At 62.8% G+C, this 20,625-nt stretch carries 14 protein-coding genes; 7 read left to right on the forward strand and 7 right to left on the reverse strand.

Annotated features, from left to right (window positions below; all coding sequences use genetic code 11):
- Window positions 1-64: 64 nt before the first annotated feature.
- Window positions 65-613, forward strand: coding sequence for an NUDIX hydrolase (locus tag JIN81_RS07345; RefSeq protein WP_200278128.1), 549 nt, complete (start codon window positions 65-67; stop codon window positions 611-613).
- An 89-nt stretch (window positions 614-702) separates the two neighbouring features.
- Here JIN81_RS07345 and JIN81_RS07350 read toward each other — a convergent pair whose 3' ends face one another.
- Together JIN81_RS07350 and JIN81_RS07355 are read right to left on the reverse strand one after the other, a co-directional pair.
- A complete protein-coding gene (locus JIN81_RS07350) occupies window positions 703-1,149 on the reverse strand; it encodes a thioredoxin family protein (protein ID WP_200278130.1) in 447 nt (148 codons plus the stop codon).
- A gap of 32 nt (window positions 1,150-1,181) precedes the next feature.
- Window positions 1,182-1,640: a thioredoxin family protein gene (locus tag JIN81_RS07355; protein WP_200278131.1), complete on the reverse strand. Its 459-nt coding sequence runs from the start codon at window positions 1,638-1,640 to the stop codon at window positions 1,182-1,184.
- Between the two features lie 78 nt (window positions 1,641-1,718).
- On the opposite strand from JIN81_RS07355, the gene rdgB reads away from it, so the two are divergent.
- Complete coding sequence (rdgB, locus tag JIN81_RS07360) at window positions 1,719-2,330, forward strand: RdgB/HAM1 family non-canonical purine NTP pyrophosphatase (RefSeq protein ID WP_200278133.1); 612 nt, start codon at window positions 1,719-1,721, stop codon at window positions 2,328-2,330.
- A 36-nt stretch (window positions 2,331-2,366) separates the two neighbouring features.
- Here the strand turns inward: rdgB and dinB are convergent, their stop codons facing one another.
- Together dinB and JIN81_RS07370 are read right to left on the reverse strand one after the other, a co-directional pair.
- Window positions 2,367-3,443 carry a DNA polymerase IV gene (gene dinB, locus JIN81_RS07365; protein WP_200278141.1) on the reverse strand — a complete coding sequence of 359 codons (1,077 nt, stop codon included), beginning with the start codon at window positions 3,441-3,443 and terminating at the stop codon, window positions 2,367-2,369.
- A complete protein-coding gene (locus JIN81_RS07370; protein WP_200278143.1) occupies window positions 3,440-4,036 on the reverse strand; it encodes an NUDIX hydrolase in 597 nt (198 codons plus the stop codon). Before JIN81_RS07370 ends, dinB begins: the two co-directional genes overlap by 4 nt.
- A gap of 65 nt (window positions 4,037-4,101) precedes the next feature.
- Between JIN81_RS07370 and JIN81_RS07375 the strand changes: the two genes are divergently transcribed.
- The 3 genes from JIN81_RS07375 to JIN81_RS07385 are packed head-to-tail and all read left to right on the forward strand — an operon-like array spanning window position 4,102 to window position 7,563.
- The gene (locus tag JIN81_RS07375) at window positions 4,102-5,460 is read left to right on the forward strand and encodes a DUF2868 domain-containing protein (protein ID WP_200278145.1); all 1,359 of its coding nucleotides are present in this window, start codon (window positions 4,102-4,104) and stop codon (window positions 5,458-5,460) included.
- The gene (locus JIN81_RS07380; RefSeq protein WP_200278147.1) at window positions 5,457-6,908 is read left to right on the forward strand and encodes a GTPase/DUF3482 domain-containing protein; all 1,452 of its coding nucleotides are present in this window, start codon (window positions 5,457-5,459) and stop codon (window positions 6,906-6,908) included. Before JIN81_RS07375 ends, JIN81_RS07380 begins: the two co-directional genes overlap by 4 nt.
- Window positions 6,901-7,563 carry a DUF3109 family protein gene (locus tag JIN81_RS07385; protein WP_200278149.1) on the forward strand — a complete coding sequence of 221 codons (663 nt, stop codon included), beginning with the start codon at window positions 6,901-6,903 and terminating at the stop codon, window positions 7,561-7,563. The genes JIN81_RS07380 and JIN81_RS07385 overlap by 8 nt, the downstream gene beginning before the upstream one ends.
- Window positions 7,564-7,584: 21 nt before the next feature.
- On the opposite strand, the gene JIN81_RS07390 is transcribed toward JIN81_RS07385, so the two are convergent.
- Both JIN81_RS07390 and JIN81_RS07395 read right to left on the reverse strand, forming a co-directional pair.
- Window positions 7,585-11,922 carry a hypothetical protein gene (locus JIN81_RS07390; protein WP_234044560.1) on the reverse strand — a complete coding sequence of 1,446 codons (4,338 nt, stop codon included), beginning with the start codon at window positions 11,920-11,922 and terminating at the stop codon, window positions 7,585-7,587.
- A gap of 453 nt (window positions 11,923-12,375) precedes the next feature.
- Complete coding sequence (locus JIN81_RS07395) at window positions 12,376-13,506, reverse strand: glycosyltransferase family 4 protein (RefSeq protein ID WP_200278166.1); 1,131 nt, start codon at window positions 13,504-13,506, stop codon at window positions 12,376-12,378.
- Between the two features lie 188 nt (window positions 13,507-13,694).
- Here JIN81_RS07395 and JIN81_RS07400 point away from each other — a divergent pair, with 188 nt between their 5' ends.
- Window positions 13,695-15,077 carry an outer membrane protein assembly factor BamB family protein gene (locus JIN81_RS07400; RefSeq protein WP_200278168.1) on the forward strand — a complete coding sequence of 461 codons (1,383 nt, stop codon included), beginning with the start codon at window positions 13,695-13,697 and terminating at the stop codon, window positions 15,075-15,077.
- Window positions 15,078-15,159: 82 nt separating this feature from the next.
- Window positions 15,160-17,313 (forward strand): excinuclease ABC subunit UvrB, encoded by a 2,154-nt coding sequence (gene uvrB, locus JIN81_RS07405; protein ID WP_200278170.1) that lies wholly within the window; start codon window positions 15,160-15,162, stop codon window positions 17,311-17,313.
- A 214-nt stretch (window positions 17,314-17,527) separates the two neighbouring features.
- On the opposite strand, the gene JIN81_RS07410 is transcribed toward uvrB, so the two are convergent.
- Window positions 17,528-20,539: a DUF7133 domain-containing protein gene (locus tag JIN81_RS07410; RefSeq protein WP_200278172.1), complete on the reverse strand. Its 3,012-nt coding sequence runs from the start codon at window positions 20,537-20,539 to the stop codon at window positions 17,528-17,530.
- Window positions 20,540-20,625 lie beyond the last annotated feature (86 nt).

Raw genomic sequence — 20,625 nt, forward strand, 5'->3', positions numbered from 1 at the left:
TCCTTACGGGAGGGATTCTGCGTGTGACGCTTGCCAACGGTCTGTGGCGGATCATGGTAGCCTCGTGTCGCGCCAGCCTCTCCTTGATCAACTCGAAAGCTATCTTTGCCGGTATCCGGCTGAGGGCCCGACGATCCATCGGTTCGTGGATTTCGTGAAGGCGGAGCCCGGCTGCTTCGAGCGGACCACTCCGTCGGGCCACATCACGGGGTCGGCCTGGATCGTGGCGCCGGACGGGAGGGGGGTGCTGCTGACGCACCACCGCAAGCTCGACTGCTGGCTCCAGCTGGGTGGCCATGCCGATGGGGATCCGGATGTGGTCGCGGTCGCGCACAAGGAGGCGCAGGAGGAGTCGGGGATGGAGGAGTTCGAACAAGTGGTTCCGGGGATCTTCGATCTGGACATCCATCCGATCCCGGCGCGCAAGGGTGAACCGGAGCACCTGCACTACGATGTCCGCTACCTGCTGCGTCCGCTCGGCAGCACGGTTTACACGGTCAGCGAGGAGTCCCACGATCTTCGCTGGGTGGATGTGGACGAGGTGGCGTCGCTGACGACTGAGGCCTCGATGCTGCGGATGGTGGCGAAGCATCGCGAGGTCCTCGGTCTCTGAGTGGCCCCGCTGTCCGGGCGCGGGCCCAAAAAACCCCGCCGCGGAATGAACCGGGGCGGGGTGGTTGAATGGTTTCCTCGAGTCCGGGATCAGGCGTCCTTGTCCTTGATCAGGCTCTTGAGGTGTTCGACGTATTTTTCGGGGCCGCCCTCGCGGTAGCCGATGTCGTCGGAGATCTTCTTACCGTCGGAGTCGAGAAGGTAGATCGTGGGATAGCCTTCGACGCCGAATTCCTTGTCGAGCTTCTTGTTCTGGGCCTTCACTTCGTCGGACTGCTTCTTCTTCCGTGGGAAGTCGACTTCCATGAGGACGAGGTTGTCCTTGGCGTAGTCCTTGAACTCCTTTCTGGAGAAGACTTCCTTTTCGAGGCGGATGCACCAGCCGCACCAGTCGGTGCCGGTGAAGTTGATGAGGATGGGCTTGTCCTCTTTCTTGGCCTGAGCCTTGGCGGCTTCCCAATCGGTGCTCCATTCACCTGCGGCGGCGAAGGAGAGGCTGGCGGCGAGAACGGCGAATGCTTTGAGGATGGTTTTCATCAGGTATCAGTTGGTTTGAGGTTCCGCTCAATTTAGTCGAGATCCTTGTTCTCCAAAGATTTCTTCAGGTGACCGAGGAATTTTTCGGTGCTCGGGTACTGGGAGGCGAAGAAGCGGGTGAATTCCTTGCCGTCGGAATCGAAGAGGATGACGGTGGGAAATCCTTCGATCTTGTATTTCTTGGCGTAGGGTTGGTTCTTCTCCTTCACTTCCTTGTCGCCCTTCGGGAAATCAAGCTCGACGAGGATGAAGTCCTTGGAGGCGGCATCGACGAATTCCTTCTTGGAGAAGACGTTCTTGCGCATGGCGATGCATGGAGGGCACCAGTCGGAGCCGGTGAATTCAACGAGAACGGGCTTGTCCTGCTTCTTGGCGTCTTCGAAGGCCTTTTCGAGATCGGTGCTCCAGCCTTCGAGCGTGCTGGCGAAGGCGGTGCTGATCAGTGCGGTGCCGGCCAGAGCAAAGGCGGCGAGGTGAGTGATTGCTTTCATCGAGGGTTAGGCGTTCCGGGGGCGTGTTTTATTTCAAATTTCTTGGATGTAGTCGTGTGAGTGGTTAGCAATAAGGGCATGAATGCGAAAAAACCGCGTTTGGTGATTGCGACCCGGAATCCCCATAAAACCGAGGAGATTCGGGTGATGATCGGGGATAAGTACGAGGTGCTCGATGCGACGGATTTCCCGGATTTGAAGCCGGTGGAGGAGACGGGCACGACCTTTCTGGAGAATGCGACACTCAAGGCGGTGGCGGTGAGCAAGGAGATCGACGGTCTGGTGCTCTCGGATGATTCGGGGCTGGAGGTGGATGCGCTCGGCGGTGCGCCGGGGGTGTACTCGAGCAGCTACGGGGGCGAGGAGGGCAACCACGCGAAGAACAACGAACGGCTGCTCAAGGAAATGGTGGGTCGGCGGGGGCAATCCGCTCGATTCCGCTGCATCATGGTCCTCGCGGAGGGCGGGGAGGTGCTGGAGACTTTCCAGGGAAAGGTGGAGGGGAAGATCCTCAAGGAGCCGCACGGCGACGGCGGATTCGGCTATGACCCGCTGTTCATGCCGACGGGTCACCATGTGTCCTTCGCCGAGCTGGCGATCGAGCGGAAGAATGAATTGAGCCACCGTGCGCGGGCGCTGCGCAAGGTGGTGGACTGGCTGGAGCAACACACGGCTGCGGCGGAGTCGTGAGACTGCCGCTGGTGGTCCGCATGACGGAGTTTTCTGTTAGAACAGGTCGAGCTGTTGTTTCTCCTCCGGGTCCCTGAAGCGGACGCCGACGCCGAGGAGGCGGACGGGTTTGTTCTCGCCGCGGTGCCAGGCTTCTTCGAGGAGCTGATCGTAGATCGTGGGTTCGAGCGAGGGGTGGCTGCGCTCGGCGGTGGTGCGGCTGAAGTCGGCGAACTTGAGTTTGACGACGAGTGAGCGGATGGCGCGATCGGAGTGCTTGCGGCCGAGGCTTTCGCGGACGCCTTCCAGCATGGCGTGCATGACGGGCCGCAGGGAGGGGAGGGTGACGACGTTCTCGGAAAAGGTCTTTTCGCTGGAGAGGGACTTGCGCACGCGCTCGGTGCGGACTTCGCGGACGTCCTCGCCGCGGGAGAGTTGATGGAGCTCGAGCCCCCACGAGCCGAAGCGTCGGGCGAGCTCGATCTTGCTGAACTGTTGGAGGTCGCCGCAGGTGTGGATGTTCAGGGCGGCGAGTTTGGCGCGCATTTTCGGGCCGATCCCCCAGAGTTTGCCAACGGGGAGTCCGTGCATGAAGGAGGCGATGTCCTGGGGGCGGACTTCATGCTGGCCGTTGGGCTTGTTCCAGTCGCTGGCGATCTTGGCGAGCAGCTTGTTCGGGGCGATGCCGGCGGAGGCGGTGAGTCGGGTTTCTTCGTGGATCTGGGCGCGGACTTCGCGGGCGATGGCGGCGGCGGAGGAGTTCAGGTGGGAGACGTCGAGGTAGGCTTCGTCGAGTGAGAGGGGTTCGATCTTTTCCGTGAAGCGACCGAAGATGGCGCGGATGCGTGCGGACTCGGACCGGTAGAGGTCGAAGCGGACGGGCACGAGGACGAGGTGGGGGCAGGCTTCGAGGGCCTTGAAGACGGGCATGGCCGAGCGGCAGCCGAAGCGGCGGGCTTCGTAGTTGGCGGTGGTGAGCACACCGCGGCGCGATGAGCCGCCGACGCCGACGGGCTTGCCGCGGAGTTCGGGATTCTCGCGCTCCTCGATGGCGGCGTAGAAGCAATCCATGTCGATGTGGATGATCTTCCGCGGGGGGGCATCGGTGGCCCCGGATGGTGGGTCGTGGCTCAATCGAACTCGGTCGGCAGGGTGGGGTCGGCGAGGTGGCGGAAGGCGAGGGCGACGTATTCGGGCGAGGCGCGATGGGGGCACATGTCGGGCAGTGCGTCGGGCGCGAACCAGTCGATGGCTTCGGTCTCGTGGGAGGGGGTGGCTTCGCCCCCTAGGAGGGTGCATGCGAAGATGAGCTTGTAGGCGTATTCGGGCTCGGGTGGGTGGCCGTGGCGGGTCTTGTCCCAGCAGGCGATGAGTTTGGTGGCTTGGACGCGGTAGCCACTCTCTTCAAAGGTCTCGCGGACGGCGTTTTCGGCTGGGGTGTGTCCGGCATCGGTCCAGCCGCCGGGGAGGGTCCAGAGGTGGTTGGCGGTTTCCTTCACGAGCAGGATTTTCCCCTGGTGAATGACGGCGGCACGGGCGTCGAGCTTGGGGGTGGGGTAGCCGATCTCGAGCGGCCAGCGGAAGTCGGGGAGCTGGCTCTGGAGGAGTTCGCTGGCGATCTCGTGCAGGCGTTCGTAGCGCTCCCGGTCGTAGATGCTGTCGCCGTAGCGCAGTCCGGTCTCGGCGAGGCCCTTGATTTCCCGGCTGAGGGCGAGGAGGTCGTGCATGGTGGGACTTTGGCCGAGCTTGCTGGGTCTGAAAAGGCCGGGGCGGTGGAGTTCGTCCGGAATGGATGGCGGACCGGGCTTGCCAGACCGCGGAGGATGCAGAGAGTCGGGACGTGCCCGGCAGGAAGGAAAGATGGTCGCTCGCGGAGTTGATCGACTTTGAAACGGCGATGGCGTCGTGGGACGGCAAGGTGACGCGCCGTCGGGTCGACTCATCGGCGCGTGCGGCGGTGATGCGGGAGTGGCTGGAGGCGCGGAATGTCGAGGGGCCGGGCCGGCGCTGGGTGTCGGCGATGGGGCTGGCGGGGATGCTGCTGGGTCTGCTCGCGGGCGTGGCGGGTGCGGGTGCGGTGTGGGGGACGCTGGACCGGTCGAGCGGCGGGGTGAATGTGATCTGGCTGATGGCGGTGACGCTGTGGGTGCCGTGGGCGCTGATGCTGCTCGGGGTGATCGGCTGGTTGTTCCGCGGGCGGCTGCCGGGAATCGGTCTGCTGGGCAAGGCCGTGGAGCATCTGTCGATGAAGTTCGTGGGCCATGAGGCGCGTGAGGTGGTCGACAAGATCCGGCGCAGCGGCGAGCTGGGGCGGGTGATCGGCTGGCACATCGCGAAGTTGTCGCAGCGGGTCGCGGCGGATTTCCATGGCGGAGCATTTGTCGGCCTGGGAGCGATGGTGCTTTTCAAGCAGGTCGGGTTTTTCTGGGAAACGACGACGGAGCAGGCGATGGAAGGTGCGCTGGTGAAGGGCGTGGAGGTGATGGCGCTGCCGTGGTCGTGGCGGTTGGGGCTTCCGGATGTGGCTGGATCGAGGTCGTCCTCGGACTGGATGGAGACCGGTCTGGGCTGGTGGCCGTTCCTGCTGATGGCGCTGCTCGTCTGGGGTTTTCTTCCTCGCGTGATCCTATCGATCTGGGCGGGATTCAAGGAGCGGCAGTTGCTCGGCAATCTGGCCTTTCAGGCTCCGCACCACCGCAAACTCTGGCGGGGTCTCACCGAGGTGCGCCGCGGCGATGAGCCGAAGGGACCGGTCGATGGTGCGCTGGTGCTCAGTGTGGGCAGTGGGGAGCCGGATCAGGAGTCGCTACGTCCATTCCTGCTCCGTCGCCTGCGCATGAACCCGACGGCGTGGGAAAGCATCGGTGTACTGGATGCCGACCGCGAGGAAGCAGCCAAGGGTGCGCTGGCGAAGTCACCTGCGGGCATCGTGGTGCTGGCGGAGGGCTGGTCGCTCGCGCCGCGGCAGATGGAGCGCGCGCTGGCGGAAGTGGCGTCCCGCGCGGAAGGCCGGCGGGTGGTGCTGCTGGTGGGAAATCCATCCGACAAGGGCATGCAGCCGGTCACCGATGAGGAGCGGGCGCAGTGGGAGCGCTTCGTGGATGAGCGCAAGGCGGAGGAACTCGAACTGATCTTTTACGCAGCATCATGAGCGACTGGTGGAGTGATCAGGTGCCGTCCTTTGTGGTGGTCGGGCGTGTGAATGCGGGCAAGTCGTCGACTCTGGCGACGCTGCTGGAGGTGGATGATGATGACGTCCTGCGCGTTTCCGCGACGCCGGGTGAAACCACCTCGGTGCAGGCGCTTCCTGTCATCTATGATGACGAGGAGTGGATCCGGTTCTTTGATTCGCCCGGATTCCAGCAGCCGGTCGAGGCGGTCAAGGTCATCGAGGAGATGGCGGGTGACCGGGTGCCGGGGCCGGACGAGATTCGCCGCTTCGTCGAGGAATGCGGTGATGATTTTCCTGATGAGGTGCGCCTGCTGGAGCCGGTGGCCCGGGGGGCGGGCATCCTGTATGTCGTGGACCCCTCGAAGCCGGTCCGCGATTCCTTCCTGGCGGAGATCGAGATCCTGCGCTGGAGCGGCCGACCCCGGCTGGCGCTGCTGAACGCGCAGAGCGACGATACGACTCACGAGGAGGAATGGCGCGAGCGACTCGGCACGGCTTTCAACCTGGTCCGCACCTTCGATGCGCATGAGGCGAGGTACGATGAACGCCGTCGATTGCTGGAAGCCCTGCTGCAGATCGAGGAACGTCACGGCGACCGCATCGAGCACGTGCTGAAGGCGATGGAGGTGGAGTGGGGTCAGCGTCAGGAAGAGGCGGTCGAGGCGCTCATGGATTTCCTCGAGGACTCGCTGAAGCTCCGGGTGACCGATGGTCTCGATGAGCGCGATCTTGGCGTGCCCGCCCGCCGTGAGCGGAAGGAGTCCGCGCTGATGGAGGAGTATTACGACAAGCTGGCCAAGCTGGAGTCGAAGTGTCTCGACCGCTGGTTGAAGACCTACCGGCACCATTTGCTGGAGGCGGACGTGGACCCGGTGAACCACCGGGGGCTCGATCTGGCGACGGCGGAAACGTGGAAGAAGTGGGGGCTGAACCGCTGGCAGCTGACGGCGGCCGGAGCGGCGGCGGGAGGTCTTGCGGGCGCTGCCTTCGATCTGGGGGTCGGAGTGCACAGTCTTGGCGCGGGCACGGTCCTCGGCGCGCTTGGCGGTGGCACGGCGGCCTTCCTGAAGGGCGGGCAGTTGCCGGAGTTGAAGGTGAAGCTGGATGGCGGCATGAAGTGGAGGAGTGGCGGTGGGCGCACGCTCATTGTCGGTCCGCCTGCCAGCCCGAATTTCCCCTGGGTGCTGCTCGATTCCATGCTCGTCCGCTACCGTGGCATCATCACCCGTGCGCATGGCCGGCGCGATGCGGCTCCACTCGAAGGTGGGGATGATGACAGCCTGGTCCGACAGTTTCCGTCCGAGCGCCGCACCTTGTTGCAGAAGTGGTTCAACTCCTGCCTGAAAGGCAAACCCGACCGCGGAAAGGAGACGGAGGTTTACGCGGCTCTGGTGGAAGCGCTCGAGGAGGTCGAGGACGGTGTCTGATTCCTCCTCCACCGCCTTTCCACGTCTCGAACTGGAACTCGGCCGACAGGTCCGGGAAGCCCGGTTGGATCACGAAGTGTTCCAGCGTCCGCTGAAGGTCTGCGACCTCACCCGCTGCCGTGCCACCTGCTGCCACGACGGCGTGTATCTCTGTGATGAGGAGCGTGAGGGGATCGATGGTGCCCTGACGGGGAATGCCGATCTGCTCAGTAAGTACGGCTGGTCACGTAGTTCGTGGGAGGAGTCCCGTGATGGCCGGATGAAGACCCGGACGATCGACGCCGACGACTCGGAACTGGGTGAGGGCTTTCCCGCCCACTTTCCGAAGACCCGCTGTGTCTTTCTCGATGGGGAACATCGATGTGTCCTGCAGCGCCTGAGCGTCGATCGGGGTCATCACCCGTGGTGGTGGAAGCCGGTCTCGTGCTGGCTCCATCCGCTGCTGATCCGTCGTCAACCGGACGGACGCCCCGTCATCACGCTCGCACAGCCGGAGCGTGACCCAGCCTCTCGTCCCGGCTATCCGGGGTTTGGTTCGTTCACCCCCTGTGGGGTATCCCCTGAGGAGGGTCCGCCCGCCTGGCAGGCGCTGCGTGGTGAGCTGGATCTGCTCGGCAAGCTGGGAGACCGGGACCTGGTCGCCGAACTCAGCTAGCCGGCGACCGGATCGCTCTGGTCAGGAGGACGAGGCAAGGCGGAAGAATTTCGGGTCACTCGGGCTGCTTGGTGGTGCCGAGACGGTGATCTCCCAGACACCGGGTTCGACTTCCACGCGGCTTACCTCATTGGCGCTGATGTCCTGCCAGTCACCAGCCTGAAGCGTGGAACTGAACTGGGGAATAAGCCGACGGGCGGTGTCGGCGCGTTGTCGGAAGGTGACCGTCACGTCGCCGTTGATCGCTCGCTGAGTGAGAAGTGCCGGCCCTGGCTGGCTTGCCGCCGTCCGTCCACTCAGCCACGCGATCACGTTCGGCACGCCATCGCCGTCGGCATCATCATCCTCGCCACGGAGGTTCGCCGGGAAGCTGGCCAACTCTGTGGCTGCCCAGTCGCTGAAGCTTGGGCCGCCTGAGGCGAAACCGGACAAGTACATCAGGTTGGCTTCGTTCAGTTCCCCTCCCGATCCCGTGCTGTACTGTGGGGTCTGGAGGGACCAGAGGAGGGTGACGAAGATGAAGGAGCTCCCGTCGTCGCTCATCTGAAGGTCGGCGGTGTTTCCGCTCGGCATTGGGGGCGAGATCAGGAGTTTGGTGGCCCATGGACCGCCAGCGGTCGCGCATGAGGACACATAGGGTTTTAGCGAGGGGGCATGGATGAATGATACGGTCCTGCCATCGTTGCTCACCGTCAGGTCGGTCATGTATTCGGATCCGAACGGGGTATCCACGAAGCTGAGTTCGTCATCCTGACGATCATAGACGTACAGCCAGTGACGAGGAGCGCCACTGTCGATGGGTTCGCCCGGACGCAAAGCCTGGAGGGCAGGATTCCATCCAAAAAGAATGAAGCGGCCGTTGCTGCTCGCATCACGGAACGTGGCATACGGACCTTTGCCCTGCAGGGGTGATGGAACGGACAGCGAGCTAGTTCCGATGTCGTAGACATAGAGGTTGGCGTTCTCGGCCGGGATCAGCGGATCGGTGGCGAAGTGACTGAAGAAGACCGATTGTTCATTGGCATCGATCTCCGCGCCACCCGCTGTGGCATTGATGGATTGGTTGCCGGATCCATCGGGGAAGCGAGTCAGTCCGACGACGTCGCCGTTGCTGCGGTCGTGCAGGAACAAGTCGATCCGGCCGTTGTTGTCGTTGGCTATCAGGTTGCTGTCCGAACTTGAGAAGAGGAGATACCTTCCCGTGCTGCTGATCTGCCACGCCTGTGAGTTGGAGAAGTCCCCGCCCCCGGTGGTGTTGAATGCCGGGCTCGACGATTGGGTGTTCATGTCGTGGACCCACTCCCGACTGAAGAGGAGGTAGCGTCCGTCGTTGCTGATGTCGTCCGCGTTCCCAAAACCAAACTGCCCACCTAGCGTCTCATCGATGAACTCAGGAGCGACATAGGGCAGTGGATGCCTCGAGTTCCCCTCGCCCGGGTCATTGGATCCGAAGAATGCGAATTGACCGTCCTCGGACAGGTGGGAGTTCGCGGCTTCATCCCAAGTTCGGCCGTTGGGGTCCCGGCTGATGAGGTCCAGGACTCCGGAGAACTGCTCGATTGGGATGAAGGTGGCGGCGGCGGAATCGACGGTGCCGCTCGCAGCCGTGGCGCGGAGCCAGACCTGCGCTCCTGCTGGAATCAGCGAGGCGTTGATCTTTGCCGTGGTGGCTCCTGCAATGGGTTTGGAGGTGTCTCCCGAGGGGCCTTCATACCACTGATAGGTGGTGTCGACTGGCGTGAGTAGCGAGAAGGTCGGCCCGAACTCCGGGCTGGTCCCGACGAAATAGGCCCCATTCTTGAGATCGTTCACGATGGCTGGAGGAGGCACCACCGTCACGGTCACTCCGTCACTGATCACGGGGTCACCGAAGCCGTTGGTGACGGACACGAAATAGGTGGTGGTGTAGTCGATGGACGGATCGGTGACATAGGTCGGGCTGTTGCTCCCGACCGGGATGGCTGCGCCGATCTGTCCGCGATACCACTGATAGGTGACCGGGCCGTCACCCTGAACGACCACCGAGAGGGTCGCGCCGGCACCGACGGATGCGGTGGCGTCCTGAGGTTGGGTCACGATGGTGACCTGCTCACCGGAAGCTGCGGCCACGCGGAGGCGGAACAATCGGGTGTTGGTTGCCAGATAGGCAAACTCGCCGTCGTTGGTCAGTTTGCCGGGGTCCACTCCCTCCAGACCGGTATTGGTGAGTGCTCCGAAAGTGGCGCCGCCGTCTTCCGAGACATGAAGCACGGGCGGAGTGGACTTCGTTGAAACGATGAGCTTGTCGTCCACGACGGTCACCGATTCCAACTCGGTGTTGGGGAAGGCGACTTGGCTCCAGGTCGTGCCATGGTCGGTGCTCTTCCAGAGTCCGCGCCCGACAGTACTGCTGAAGGCGCGGTCAAGAGTGGCGTAGATCACGCCATTGTGCAGATGAAGGTCGGAGGGGTTCGAAAACGCGTCGGAACCGACGAAGTAGCGTTGGGTCCATGTGGTTCCATTGTCGGTGGAAGTTGATACGGCCCGGTTGTAGGTCGACATGACCAGAGTCCCGTTGCTGGTCTTGATGATTTCGCGGCTTCCGTAGTGGGCCAGTCCGCTGGCGGGTGCGGTAAAGGTCAGGCCTCCATCGGTGGACCGGAAGAATCCGCCGGAGTTGCTCGACTGATCGGCGATGTAGATGTTGTTGCCGTCCTTGAGGATATCGGCCGGGTTCGAGCTGACGGGGAAATTGGCGGTTTCGGTCCAGTTGATCCCGTCCGTGGATGTGGCAAAGCTAGAGGGTGTGGGGGTTCCGGACGATGAAATCGCCGTTAGATACTGCCCGTCCGAGTAAACGATGGGAGCAGTGGCGTTGTTGGTGAACAGGGTCGACATGCCGAGCGGGCCTTCGGTGGCCGTCCAGCTGTCGCCGGAATCGGTCGACTTGTGGACCTGATTGGGGTTGCCGTAGCGCTGGATGACGGTGAGTCCCTGCGGCGTGATCAAAGGACCGCGGAAGTTGGTGGTCTGCAGACTGATGAAGTCGGTCAGCTCCGTCCAGATTTCCAGTGCGGTCACCGTGGCTGTGGCGCTGTCTGTCGAACTCGACGGGCCGGTCACGCGCACCCAGAAATCGGTGGGCTCGGTCAGGGGGTCGGTCTGGTAGATGAATTGGGTGGCTCCGCTGATGGGCAGGGAGGTGTCGCCACTGGCTCCTTGATACCATTGGTAGGTGAGTGGGCCTTGTCCCGTGGCGAAGACCGACAAGGTTTGGCTGGTGCCGACACCGATGACGGAACTCTGGGGTTCGGTGATGAAGACAGGCGGGCCGGTTTCATTGCGGGCGTCGAGGTAGCGGACGGTGCCGAATTCCCGGTTCACGATATGGTCGCCTGCCACGAAGGTCTCGTCGAAGCCGGCTGGTCCTGAAGGAACATCAAGCACTGCCCATGTCTGGGCGTCCTCGGTGAAAAGAACGAGAGGGGGTTCGCCGGAGAACTGGTGGGTGATGGTGGCGACCAGCCGACCGTCGTAGATGAAGAGGCTGGAAATCCGGTAGTCCGGGTATCCGGGGATGGTTGCGACGGTGCTCCAGTTCAGTCCATTGTCGGCAGAAACGTAGAGCGCTTTGTCATTGATGAAGTGGGTGTAGAGGGAACCACCGAATTCCACGAACTCGCCGTTCGGGCTATAGCTCGGAAGTACGAGTGTTTGCGTGGTGCCTTGGTCGTCCGAGTATTTCAGACCTTGGGTGGTCCGGTAGAATCGCCGAGATCCCACTTCCGCATAGTCCGGGAAGTTGCTGTTGTTTCCCGTGTTGGTCCAGGTGACACCGCCGTCGGTGGAGGTGTAGCTCGCCTGCTGCCCCAGCGCGAAAATCGTGCCGCCGTCCTTCTGGATCCGGGTGCAGCGGAGATTGTCGCCACCGCTGCCACTGAGTGTCCAGGTCGCCCCGGAATCCGAGGATGAAGCGAACCATGCGGGCACTGGGCTTGCCCCGAACTGAGTCTCATGGGTGATGAATACCGTGCCGTCGAACTCCCAGATCTTTGGGGTGGAGAAGAGCCCCGTAAAGAGGGCTTCGGAAATCCGTGTGAAGCTGGCTCCGTCATCGGTCGACCTGTAGACGTCCGTGAAGTAGTCGATGCGGAAGCTGGGGGTGAAGACGAACTCGGAACGTGTGCTGGTCCCGAGGATATCACCATTGGTCAGGCGCTTGATGTCGGCGAATCCGCTGGCGGGTCCATTGCCTGCGGTTTGCCATGACTGGCTGAGGGCGATGTTGGAGTGGAGACCAAGAAGGGCGACAACAAGGATACGGAAGTGGCGCATTTGTGTTAGGGGGAGAAGAGGCCCGATGAGTGAATCGAATCGCATGCTCCATGCATGGGTCGCATCGGCCTATGGGCCCTTTTCTCGATTTCGAACAGATCTGGTCAAGCGCTGTTTTTGCTCCGGAAAATCTTCGCAGCGCGGAGGTTTCCCAAGCCGTTTTCGGGCAGTCTCATGTTGCACTGGTGTGCTCATGCAAGTTGCACTGAAGGAAGAGGAGGGTTGATGCGGGTTGGATGCGAAATGCCCTTTTGGGTCGGGCATCAACAGGCGTTCTGCCGGTTGTTAGTATCGCATAGGTCCCCGTCGGCTTCTCTCGCGACGTCCGCCACTCCCAGCGGCGGAGAGAGGTCGCTATCGGACTATCTTGACGGTGCTTCCAGTGTGACGAATTCGTCACGCTCAATCTAACCGAGATGTATGATCCCTGCGGATAACTGGAGCGGGCAGTCGTTCGTGTGGGGTGAATCGAGCCCGGTCACCCCCGGCTTCGCGCTCTCACACCAGCCTGTGCAGGGTGTGGCGGAAGGACTCCTGGAAGGCCTCGAGGCTCATTTCTCGACGCACGCGATCGCTCAGCTCGGCAGGCGGCTCGGACATGCCGGCATCGATCCACTGACGTAGGAAACCGGCGACGGCGGCGGATGATCCGGCATCGAAGCGGCAGTCGTCGGGAAGTATCTCGCGCATGCCATCGGTGTCGCTGCCGAGCACGGTGGTGCCGCAGGCGAGGGCTTCCAGCATGACCAGCGGGACTCCTTCGTAGCGGGACGGGATGACCACGGCATTGGCGGCGGGATAGAGGACGGCGGTTTCTGCCCACGGGATCCGGCGGATGCGGTGAGCCACCTTGCGCGACTGGATCAGGGAGTCGAGCGTCGGGGCGTCCGGGCCGTCGCCACCGAATACGAGGTGGCATTCCTCAAGGGCGGGTCGTGCCAGGGCGCGGAGCAGGCGGTCCTGCTGCTTCTGCTGGAAATCGATGCGGCCGACGCAGGCGAAAACGGGAACATCCTGGGGCAGGTCGAGCTTTTCACGGCAGGTGTGGCGCGATGCGGGCTGGTAGTAGTCGGTATCGACCCCGGGGAAGACGACTTCGACGGGCACCTTGGCGCCGCGCGCCCTGAGGTGGGTGGCCATTTCCTCGCTGATGGTGATGAAGGCATCGGGACGCTCGATGAGGCTGGGGGTGCCCCAGTCGAGCAGGCGGCCGAGCTTGGCACCCATGGTCTGGTAGGAGTGGGGCATCGCGAGGTAGCTGATCGCCTTGATGCCGCATTTCCGCGCGGCGAGGATGCCGAGGGACGAAGGTTCGAGGCCGCCTTGGACGGAAATCACGGCATCCGGATTGATGCGCCGGATCTCGGCGGCGAGGTCGGCGATGCGTCCACGAAAGAGGAAGTGGCGCAGCGCCTCGAAGTTCGAAACGCTCTCCTCGGTTGGCTCGATCTTGAGATTCGGATAGATCGCTTTGAGTTCGGCGAGCTTCTTCAGCAGGGTGGTGTTCTCGTCGCAGGCGATGAAGTGAATGGTGAGATCGGGGTCCTTCAGCAGGGCCGCGAGACCCAGCAGGGTCATCGCCTCGTGCCCTCCGAAGAGCGGTCGATCGTCATAAAAAAGGAGGGTCACGCTGGAGCATGGATGGAGCAAATCGCCCGATCGGACAATCACCGAGTTGGTGGGATCGGCATCCGCATTCCGGGCCTTGCCGGGTCACTTGGGGTTGGCCGGAAGGAGTTGAGGCAGGAGATGGGCGGCTGTCGACCCGCTGCCTGCCTGACTTGACAGAGTGTTCCCGGTGGAGCCTAGGGTGTTGGATGACGAAAGGGGATCGGAAGCGCATTCGCCCATGGAAGATGGTTCTCGGGGCATGGGTCATGCTGGCGGCCGCTGGGGATGCGGCCGACCACTGGCCGCAGTTCCGTGGGCCGGCGGCGAGCGGGCTGGTGGAGGGCGCTCCGACGGTGACAAGGTGGAACGTGGAGACCGGCGAGAATATCCTCTGGAAGGTGCCTGTTGCCGGGCTGGCTCACTCGGCCCCGATCATCTGGGAGGACCGAATCTATCTCACGACGGTGGTGGCGCCGGGCGACCCTGAGCTCAAGATCGGGCTGTATGGGGACATTTCCTCGACCGAGGACAAGGGAGTGCACCATTGGCGATTGATCGCCCTGGATCGGGCCACGGGTCAGGTGGTCTTCGACAAGGAAGGTCACCAGGCGGTGCCGAGAAGCCAACGGCACAGGAAGGCGACGCAGTGCAACTCAACCCCGGCGACGAATGGCGAATACATCGTGGCCTACTTCGGTTCGGAAGGTCTGTTCTGCTTCGATATGGAGGGTGAGTTGGTGTGGAAGAAGGACCTCGGTGCGATGGATGCGGGTTATTTCAAGGTTCCGACCTCGCAGTGGGGATTTGCGAGTTCTCCGATCATTCACGAGGGCAAGGTGATCGTGCAATGCGATGTGCAGAAGGATGCCTTTTTGGCGGTGTATGATCTGAAGACGGGCGAGGAGCTCTGGAAGACGGCTCGTCACGACGTGCCGACATGGAGCACGCCCGCCATTGCCCCCTCGCCCGGGGGCACCCAGATTGTGGTGAATGGATGGCGGCACACGGGCGGCTACGATTTCAAGACGGGTGAGGAGATCTGGAAGCTCAATGGGGGCGGAGACATTCCTGTGCCGACTCCGATCGTGGGTGAGGGTCTGGTTTATCTGACCAGCGCGCACGGCATCTATCGGCCGATGCGTGCGGTTCGCTTGTCCGCCAAGGGCGACATCACCCCACCGGACATCAAAGAGACGAACGACGGGATTGCCTGGGTGCATCACCGGCGGGGCAACTACATGCAGACACCCATCCTGATCGACGGGCGGTTGTTTGCGTGCAGTGATCGTGGCGTCCTGACCTGTTTCAACGCGAAGGATGGTTCCATTGTCTTCAGCGAGCGACTGCAGGGGAATGGTTTCACCGCGTCTCCGGTATCGGATGGCAAGCACCTCTACATTGTCGGGGAATTCGGAGAGATCTGGGTGGTGAAGGTGGCGGACGAGTATGAGCGGGTGGCCCTCAATGAGATGGGCGAAAGCTGCCTCGCAACGCCTGCGATTCGTGAAGGCGTGCTCTATTTCCGGACGAGGGGATCGATGATGGCCATCGGGAAAGCGGACCCGGGTGCCCAAGGGGCCGGTGATTGAATGGTGAGGCGGTGGCAGCCCGGGTGGGGCGGGCCACGGTGCCACTTGCGGGTTGGGGCATCCGCGGCTACAAGCGGGGTGGATGGCATTTGAACTGGTCAGTGACTACCGGCCCCAGGGGGATCAGGAGCAGGCGATTGAGAAGTTGGTGAGATCGGTTGAGGCCGGAAACAACCACCAGACGCTGCTGGGTGTCACGGGATCGGGGAAAACCTTCACGATGGCGAACGTGATCGAGCGGATCGGCCGACCGACGCTGATCATGAGCCACAACAAGACGCTCGCGGCGCAGCTGTATTCGGAGTTCAAGAATTTCTTCCCCAACAACGCGGTCGAGTACTTCGTCAGCTACTTCGATTACTACCAGCCGGAAGCATACATCCCGCGCACGGACACGTACATCGAGAAGGACTCGTCGATCAACGATGAGATCGAACGCCTGAGGTTGTCGTCGATGGGCTCGCTGCTGACGCGGGAGGATACGATCGTCATCGCCTCGGTGAGCTGCATCTACGGTCTGGGTTCTCCGGAGGACTACGAGGGCATGATGGTGCCGGTGTGGGTGGGTCAGCAGATTGGTCGCGACGAGTTGTTGGAAAGCCTGGTGGGCCTGTTGTTCGAGCGCAACGACATCGCCTTCGGGCGTGGCAAGTTCCGGGTGCGCGGTGATGTGGTGGAGGTGCATCCGGCGTATCTGGACGAGACCGCGGTGCGTGTGGAGTTCTTCGGGGATGAGGTGGACCGCATTTCGACCGTCGACACGCTGACCGGCACGGTGATCGAGCGGGTCGACCGGCACACGTTCTTCCCCGCCAAGCAGTTCGTCACCTCGAAGGACAAGATGAAGAAGGCGATCGTCGAGATCCGGAAGGAGGCGGATCAGCGGGTCGCCGAGTTCGAGTCGCAGGGGAAGTTGATCGAAGCCCAGCGTCTGCGGATGCGGACGGACTACGACATCGAGATGATGCGCGAGATGGGTTTCTGCCAGGGGATCGAGAACTATTCACGGCATCTGACAGGGCGTCCTCCGGGTGCGCGCCCCTACACCTTGCTGGATTTCTTTCCGGACGGGTTCCTGACGATGCTCGACGAGAGCCATGTGACGATTCCCCAGATCGGCGGGATGTACGAGGGAGATCGTAGCCGGAAGACGGTGCTGGTGGATCATGGGTTCCGGCTGCCGAGTGCGCTGGACAACCGTCCGCTGAGATTTGACGAGTTCATGAAGATGACCGGGCAGAGGGTGTATGTGTCGGCCACGCCGAGCGCCTTCGAGCTGGTGAATTCCCGTCCGGACAACAACCGTTTCATCCCGGTGAAGCGGAATGGGGAGAAGTTGTTCGATCCGCGGAAGATGAACCTTCATCCGAGCGGCAGTGCGGAGCCTGTGGAAGCCTTCGATGCGGGCGAGCCCGGCAGACCGATGATCGTCGAGCAGATCATCCGCCCTACGGGACTGCTCGACCCGGTGGTGACCATGCGGCCGCTGAGGGGTCAGATCGATGAGACCATCGAGCTGTGCCGCCAGCGGGTGGAGGAGGGGGAGCGGGTGCTGGTGACGACCCTGACCAAGAAGACCGCGGAGGATCTGAGTGAGTATCTCAAGGGTGTGGGGCTGAAGGTGCGCTACATTCACGCCGATGTGGATGCGGTCGAACGGGTGGAGATCCTGCGCCAGCTGCGTGCGGCCGAGTTCGACATCCTGGTAGGCATCAACCTGCTGCGTGAAGGGCTCGACCTGCCCGAAGTGTCGCTGGTGTGCATTCTGGATGCGGACAAGGAGGGGTTCCTTCGAAACGAGACTAGCCTGATCCAGACGGCGGGGCGGGCGGCGCGCCACGTGCGTGGGGAGTGCGTGTTGTTCTGTGATGAGGTCACGGATTCCATCCAGCGGCTGCTCGACGTGACGGACTACCGTCGCGAACGCCAGATGGCGCACAACGAGGAACACGGCATCACACCGCAGAGCGTGAAGCGTGCGGTGCAGGAGAGCCTTCAGCTTTACTCGAATCAGCGCGAGGAGGCCGACAAGATGAGTCGTTCACTGGTGGCTGATGACGAGGAGGTCTATGACAAGATCCGGGTGATCGCGGACCTCGAGCGTGAGATGCGCGATGCGGCGGGCAAGCTGGAGTTTGAGCGGGCGGCGCATCTGCGCGACCAGATCGCCCAGCTCAAGGATGGCGACGACGCTCCGAAGAAAAAGAAGGTCAAGTATGGCAGGTCCCGTAAGTGACGCGGAGGCCACGAAGGGACCGCGCTGCACTGCCGCGCTGCACTGCCGTGCGGTGAAGCCGGGCTGGCGGTCGGCTTCCCGGAGCGGTTGGGAGTGGCCGATGTTTTCTGGCTCGCGGCTTTCCGGGTGGGGGTTGCTTGGTGTGCCAGTGGAGTACGTTCTTGGGTCGGGCGCGGCAGCGCCGCGCGGTCCTTTGTCTCTTTTCCCGGAGCGCCTATTTCTCCTCAGTTCGGAGCGATCCGAGGTAGTCGATGAGTGAGGTGAATTCCTCGACGGTCAGGGTGCCGGCGAGGCCGGGTGGCATCATCGACTGGGGCAGGTGTTCGTCCTTCTTCACGTCCGCACGGTTCAGGGTGGTGGCCTGGCCGGCGATGTTGCGGACTTCGATCTTTCCGTCCGCTTCATTGGTGACGAAGCCCATGTGCACGGAGTCATCCTTCATGGTGAAGACGCTGGTCTGGAAGCCTTGGGCGACGACTTTGTTCGGATCGAGGACGGACTCGATGAGGTAGTCCCGGGTGAACTTGGAACCGGCGGTGCCGAGGTAGGGGCCCTTCTGCTCGGCGGTGAGGTCGACAGCATGGCAGGCGATGCAGCCTTGGGAGGTGTAGAGGCGTTCGCCTTCGGAGACGTCGCCCTTGGTCTTCATCACGGTGGCGAGGACTTCCTCCGCCGGAAGCTCGGCGACCTTCTTGCCTCCCTTGGCGCCGCCGGTGGTGGCGTCGCGGGCGGCGGTGGCGGCGGCGATGAGTTCATCGTTGTCGAAGCCGAGGCCAACCTCGATCTGCTTCTCGAATCCGCTCAACTTGAGATCGGCGATGGCGAGGAAGAAGCCGACTTCACGTGGGTTCTCATCGACGAGTTTGCGCACGCTTTCCTTCCAGCGGTCCTTTGCCAGCGGGCTGTTCATGACGGTGAGAAGTGCCTTCCAGGCGATGCGGCTGACGGCGTCGTTCTGCTTGGCAGCGATCTTGCGCAGGGCATTCACTTCTTCGCCACGCTGCGTTTCATTGATGAAGTCATTGATGAGCTCGGCGGCTTCGCCGGGGGCGTTGTCATCCTCCGACCATGTGGCGAGGACGGCGAGGCGCGATGGCATGGCCTCGGTCTCACCGGCGCGGTTGAGCGCCTTGTATGCGGCGACGCGTTGCTCGGCCTTGCGCTTGGGGTCCTTGGCGGCTTCGGTCAGGAGTTGGAGCTCCTTCTTGCCGAGTTCGCTCATGCCGAGGGCAGCGAGGATGGGGTCGAGCCCGGCAAGCTTGAGTTCCGACACGGGAATGCGATTGCGGGCGAGGGCATCGAGATACCCCGTCTGGCGCTCGGCCGGGATCATGCCAAAGCCTTTTTCCAGAGCGGCGCGGATGCGCTCGGAGGAGTCCCAGGTGACGAGCTCGAAGTAAGGACCGCGGTCGTCCGGGCGGGTCCCCCACCATGATTTCAGGTCCCATGGTTTCTCTTCGAAATGGAGTCGCGCGAGGGCGATGAGCGTGTCGAAGCGCAGTTCGAGGTCGGTGGTGGAGCCGGCGAGTTCGAGCAGGCCGTTGACGGCCTCAGGCTGGTGGATGCGCTGCAGGGCGCGCAGGGCGACAAGCCGCTGGCTGGTGTCGGTGGCGGCCTCGAGCATGGCGGGGATGTTCTGCAGTGATGCCAGCGTGGCGATGGCGGTGTGGCGGAGGCGGGGGGAAACGCCTTTTTCCTGCCAGTCGGCGGAGGCGGCGAGGATGGCGGGAGCGGCTTGTTTCGCTCCGAGCTTCTCGAGGCCGATCAGGCCCTGGATGACGACGCGCGGGTTCTTGTCGGTGAGGGCATCGACGTAGGGTTTCAGCGGCACGCCATCAAGCTGGCTGCGGCGGTCGGTCATGGCGCGCAGGGCGAACTCGCGGACACTCTCATCCTCGATCAGCTCGGCAAGGTAGCGGGTACTATCCGCACCGTAGAGTTGCTTGAAGGTGAAGATGGCGCAAACGCGTGCGGCGGCATCCTTGGAGCGGTCCTTGGCCAGCTCGAAGACCTTTTCGGCAAAGAGTGGTTTCTGGCCGCGTCCGAGCATCTCCTGCTGGGCTTCGAGGCGCTGGACGCCGCTGGGTGAGGCGAGGAGTTCAATGAGTCGTTCGTCGCTCGCCTTGGTGACGTCTTCGTATTTCGCGGGCGTGCCTCCTTTCGGAGTGACGATCTGGATCATGCCGACCTCGGCCTTGGCATTGTAGTTGAAGCGGCCGTTCCGCCAGTCGGCGAGGTAGAGTCTGGAAAAACCATCGACATCGATATCGACGGCGCGGGGGAGCTTGTGGAAGACCTCCTGCTTGATCTTGAAGGATGCTCCTTCGCGCTCGAAGGGGTGGTGGTAGATATTGCCGGTGGTCCAGTCGCAGGAGAATAGCATGTCGCCGAACTCACCGGGGAATCCCGGTTCGCTGAGCCACAGGGCGCCGGTGCCGGAACCGCCCCCGTAGTCGGCGAGGGGAGCGATGGCTTCGTCGGCGAAATTCTTGTAGAGGCGCGGGTAGCCGTGGTCGGCCAGGGCGGTGTAGTGGTGGAAGCGGGTGTTCCAGCCCTTGCCGTCGTTGGTATTGTCGCGGCTGAACAGATCGAGCTGGGGGGAAATGGCGGTGTCGCAGGTATTCCGCGTCATCAGTGCGTAGGGCTCCATTTCGGACCCGTCCGGGCGCAGCCTGACCACGCCGCCGCCGTGCAGGGTGTATCGGGTCCCATCGGCCGCGACGGCATCGGCCATGCCGAAGTCGCCGACGGAGACGTAGAGCCATCCATCGATTCCCATGCGCACGCCATTGGTCGTGTGATCGGCTCCCCGCGGGTGTTCGATGCCGCCGCCGAAGCCCTTGACGAGCTGCTTCTTCTCGTCGGCCACGCCGTCGCCATCGGTATCCCGGAAGGTGGAGAGGTAGGGTGGGTGGATGAGAAACAGGGTGTCTCCGACGAGGTGGCCGCCGCGGGGGCTGTCGACATCGGGCACGAAATGGATGAAGTCATCGGCCTTGCCGTCGCCATCGGTATCCCGGCAGCGGATGATGCGCCCCATGCCTTCCTTCTTCCCGAGGGAGCCGTTCTGGTCGGAGGACACGTAGACATCGCCATTCGGAGCGACGGTGATCGCAGCGGGGTAGTCGGCATTCGGCGGGCCGGCAAATTCCTGAATCTCAAAGCCTTCGGGGAGGGCGAAGGCGGCGGAGACGGTCGAAAGGGTGGCAAAAAGTCGTCGGGTCATGGCGGAAGAGCGGGGGAAATACGTCGGAAAATGCCGAATATCTCGGAAAATTTCCGGGCGAGGCGGGCTGGGGAGGCGCAGATCCG

Origin of the sequence: Haloferula rosea, assembly GCF_016595525.1 — a bacterium.
In the GTDB taxonomy this organism is placed as follows: domain Bacteria; phylum Verrucomicrobiota; class Verrucomicrobiia; order Verrucomicrobiales; family Akkermansiaceae; genus Haloferula; species Haloferula rosea.

Coding starts and splice junctions, on each gene's coding strand:
- JIN81_RS07370 (WP_200278143.1), bottom strand. CDS start 4,036: ATGCACGACCTCCTCGCCCTCAGCCGGGAAATCAAGGGCCTCGCCGAG.
- JIN81_RS07400 (WP_200278168.1), top strand. CDS start 13,695: ATGACGAAAGGGGATCGGAAGCGCATTCGCCCATGGAAGATGGTTCTC.
- JIN81_RS07410 (WP_200278172.1), bottom strand. CDS start 20,539: ATGACCCGACGACTTTTTGCCACCCTTTCGACCGTCTCCGCCGCCTTC.
- JIN81_RS07350 (WP_200278130.1), bottom strand. CDS start 1,149: ATGAAAACCATCCTCAAAGCATTCGCCGTTCTCGCCGCCAGCCTCTCC.
- rdgB (WP_200278133.1), top strand. CDS start 1,719: ATGAATGCGAAAAAACCGCGTTTGGTGATTGCGACCCGGAATCCCCAT.
- JIN81_RS07355 (WP_200278131.1), bottom strand. CDS start 1,640: ATGAAAGCAATCACTCACCTCGCCGCCTTTGCTCTGGCCGGCACCGCA.
- uvrB (WP_200278170.1), top strand. CDS start 15,160: ATGGCATTTGAACTGGTCAGTGACTACCGGCCCCAGGGGGATCAGGAG.
- JIN81_RS07380 (WP_200278147.1), top strand. CDS start 5,457: ATGAGCGACTGGTGGAGTGATCAGGTGCCGTCCTTTGTGGTGGTCGGG.
- JIN81_RS07375 (WP_200278145.1), top strand. CDS start 4,102: ATGGCGGACCGGGCTTGCCAGACCGCGGAGGATGCAGAGAGTCGGGAC.
- JIN81_RS07390 (WP_234044560.1), bottom strand. CDS start 11,922: ATGCGATTCGATTCACTCATCGGGCCTCTTCTCCCCCTAACACAAATG.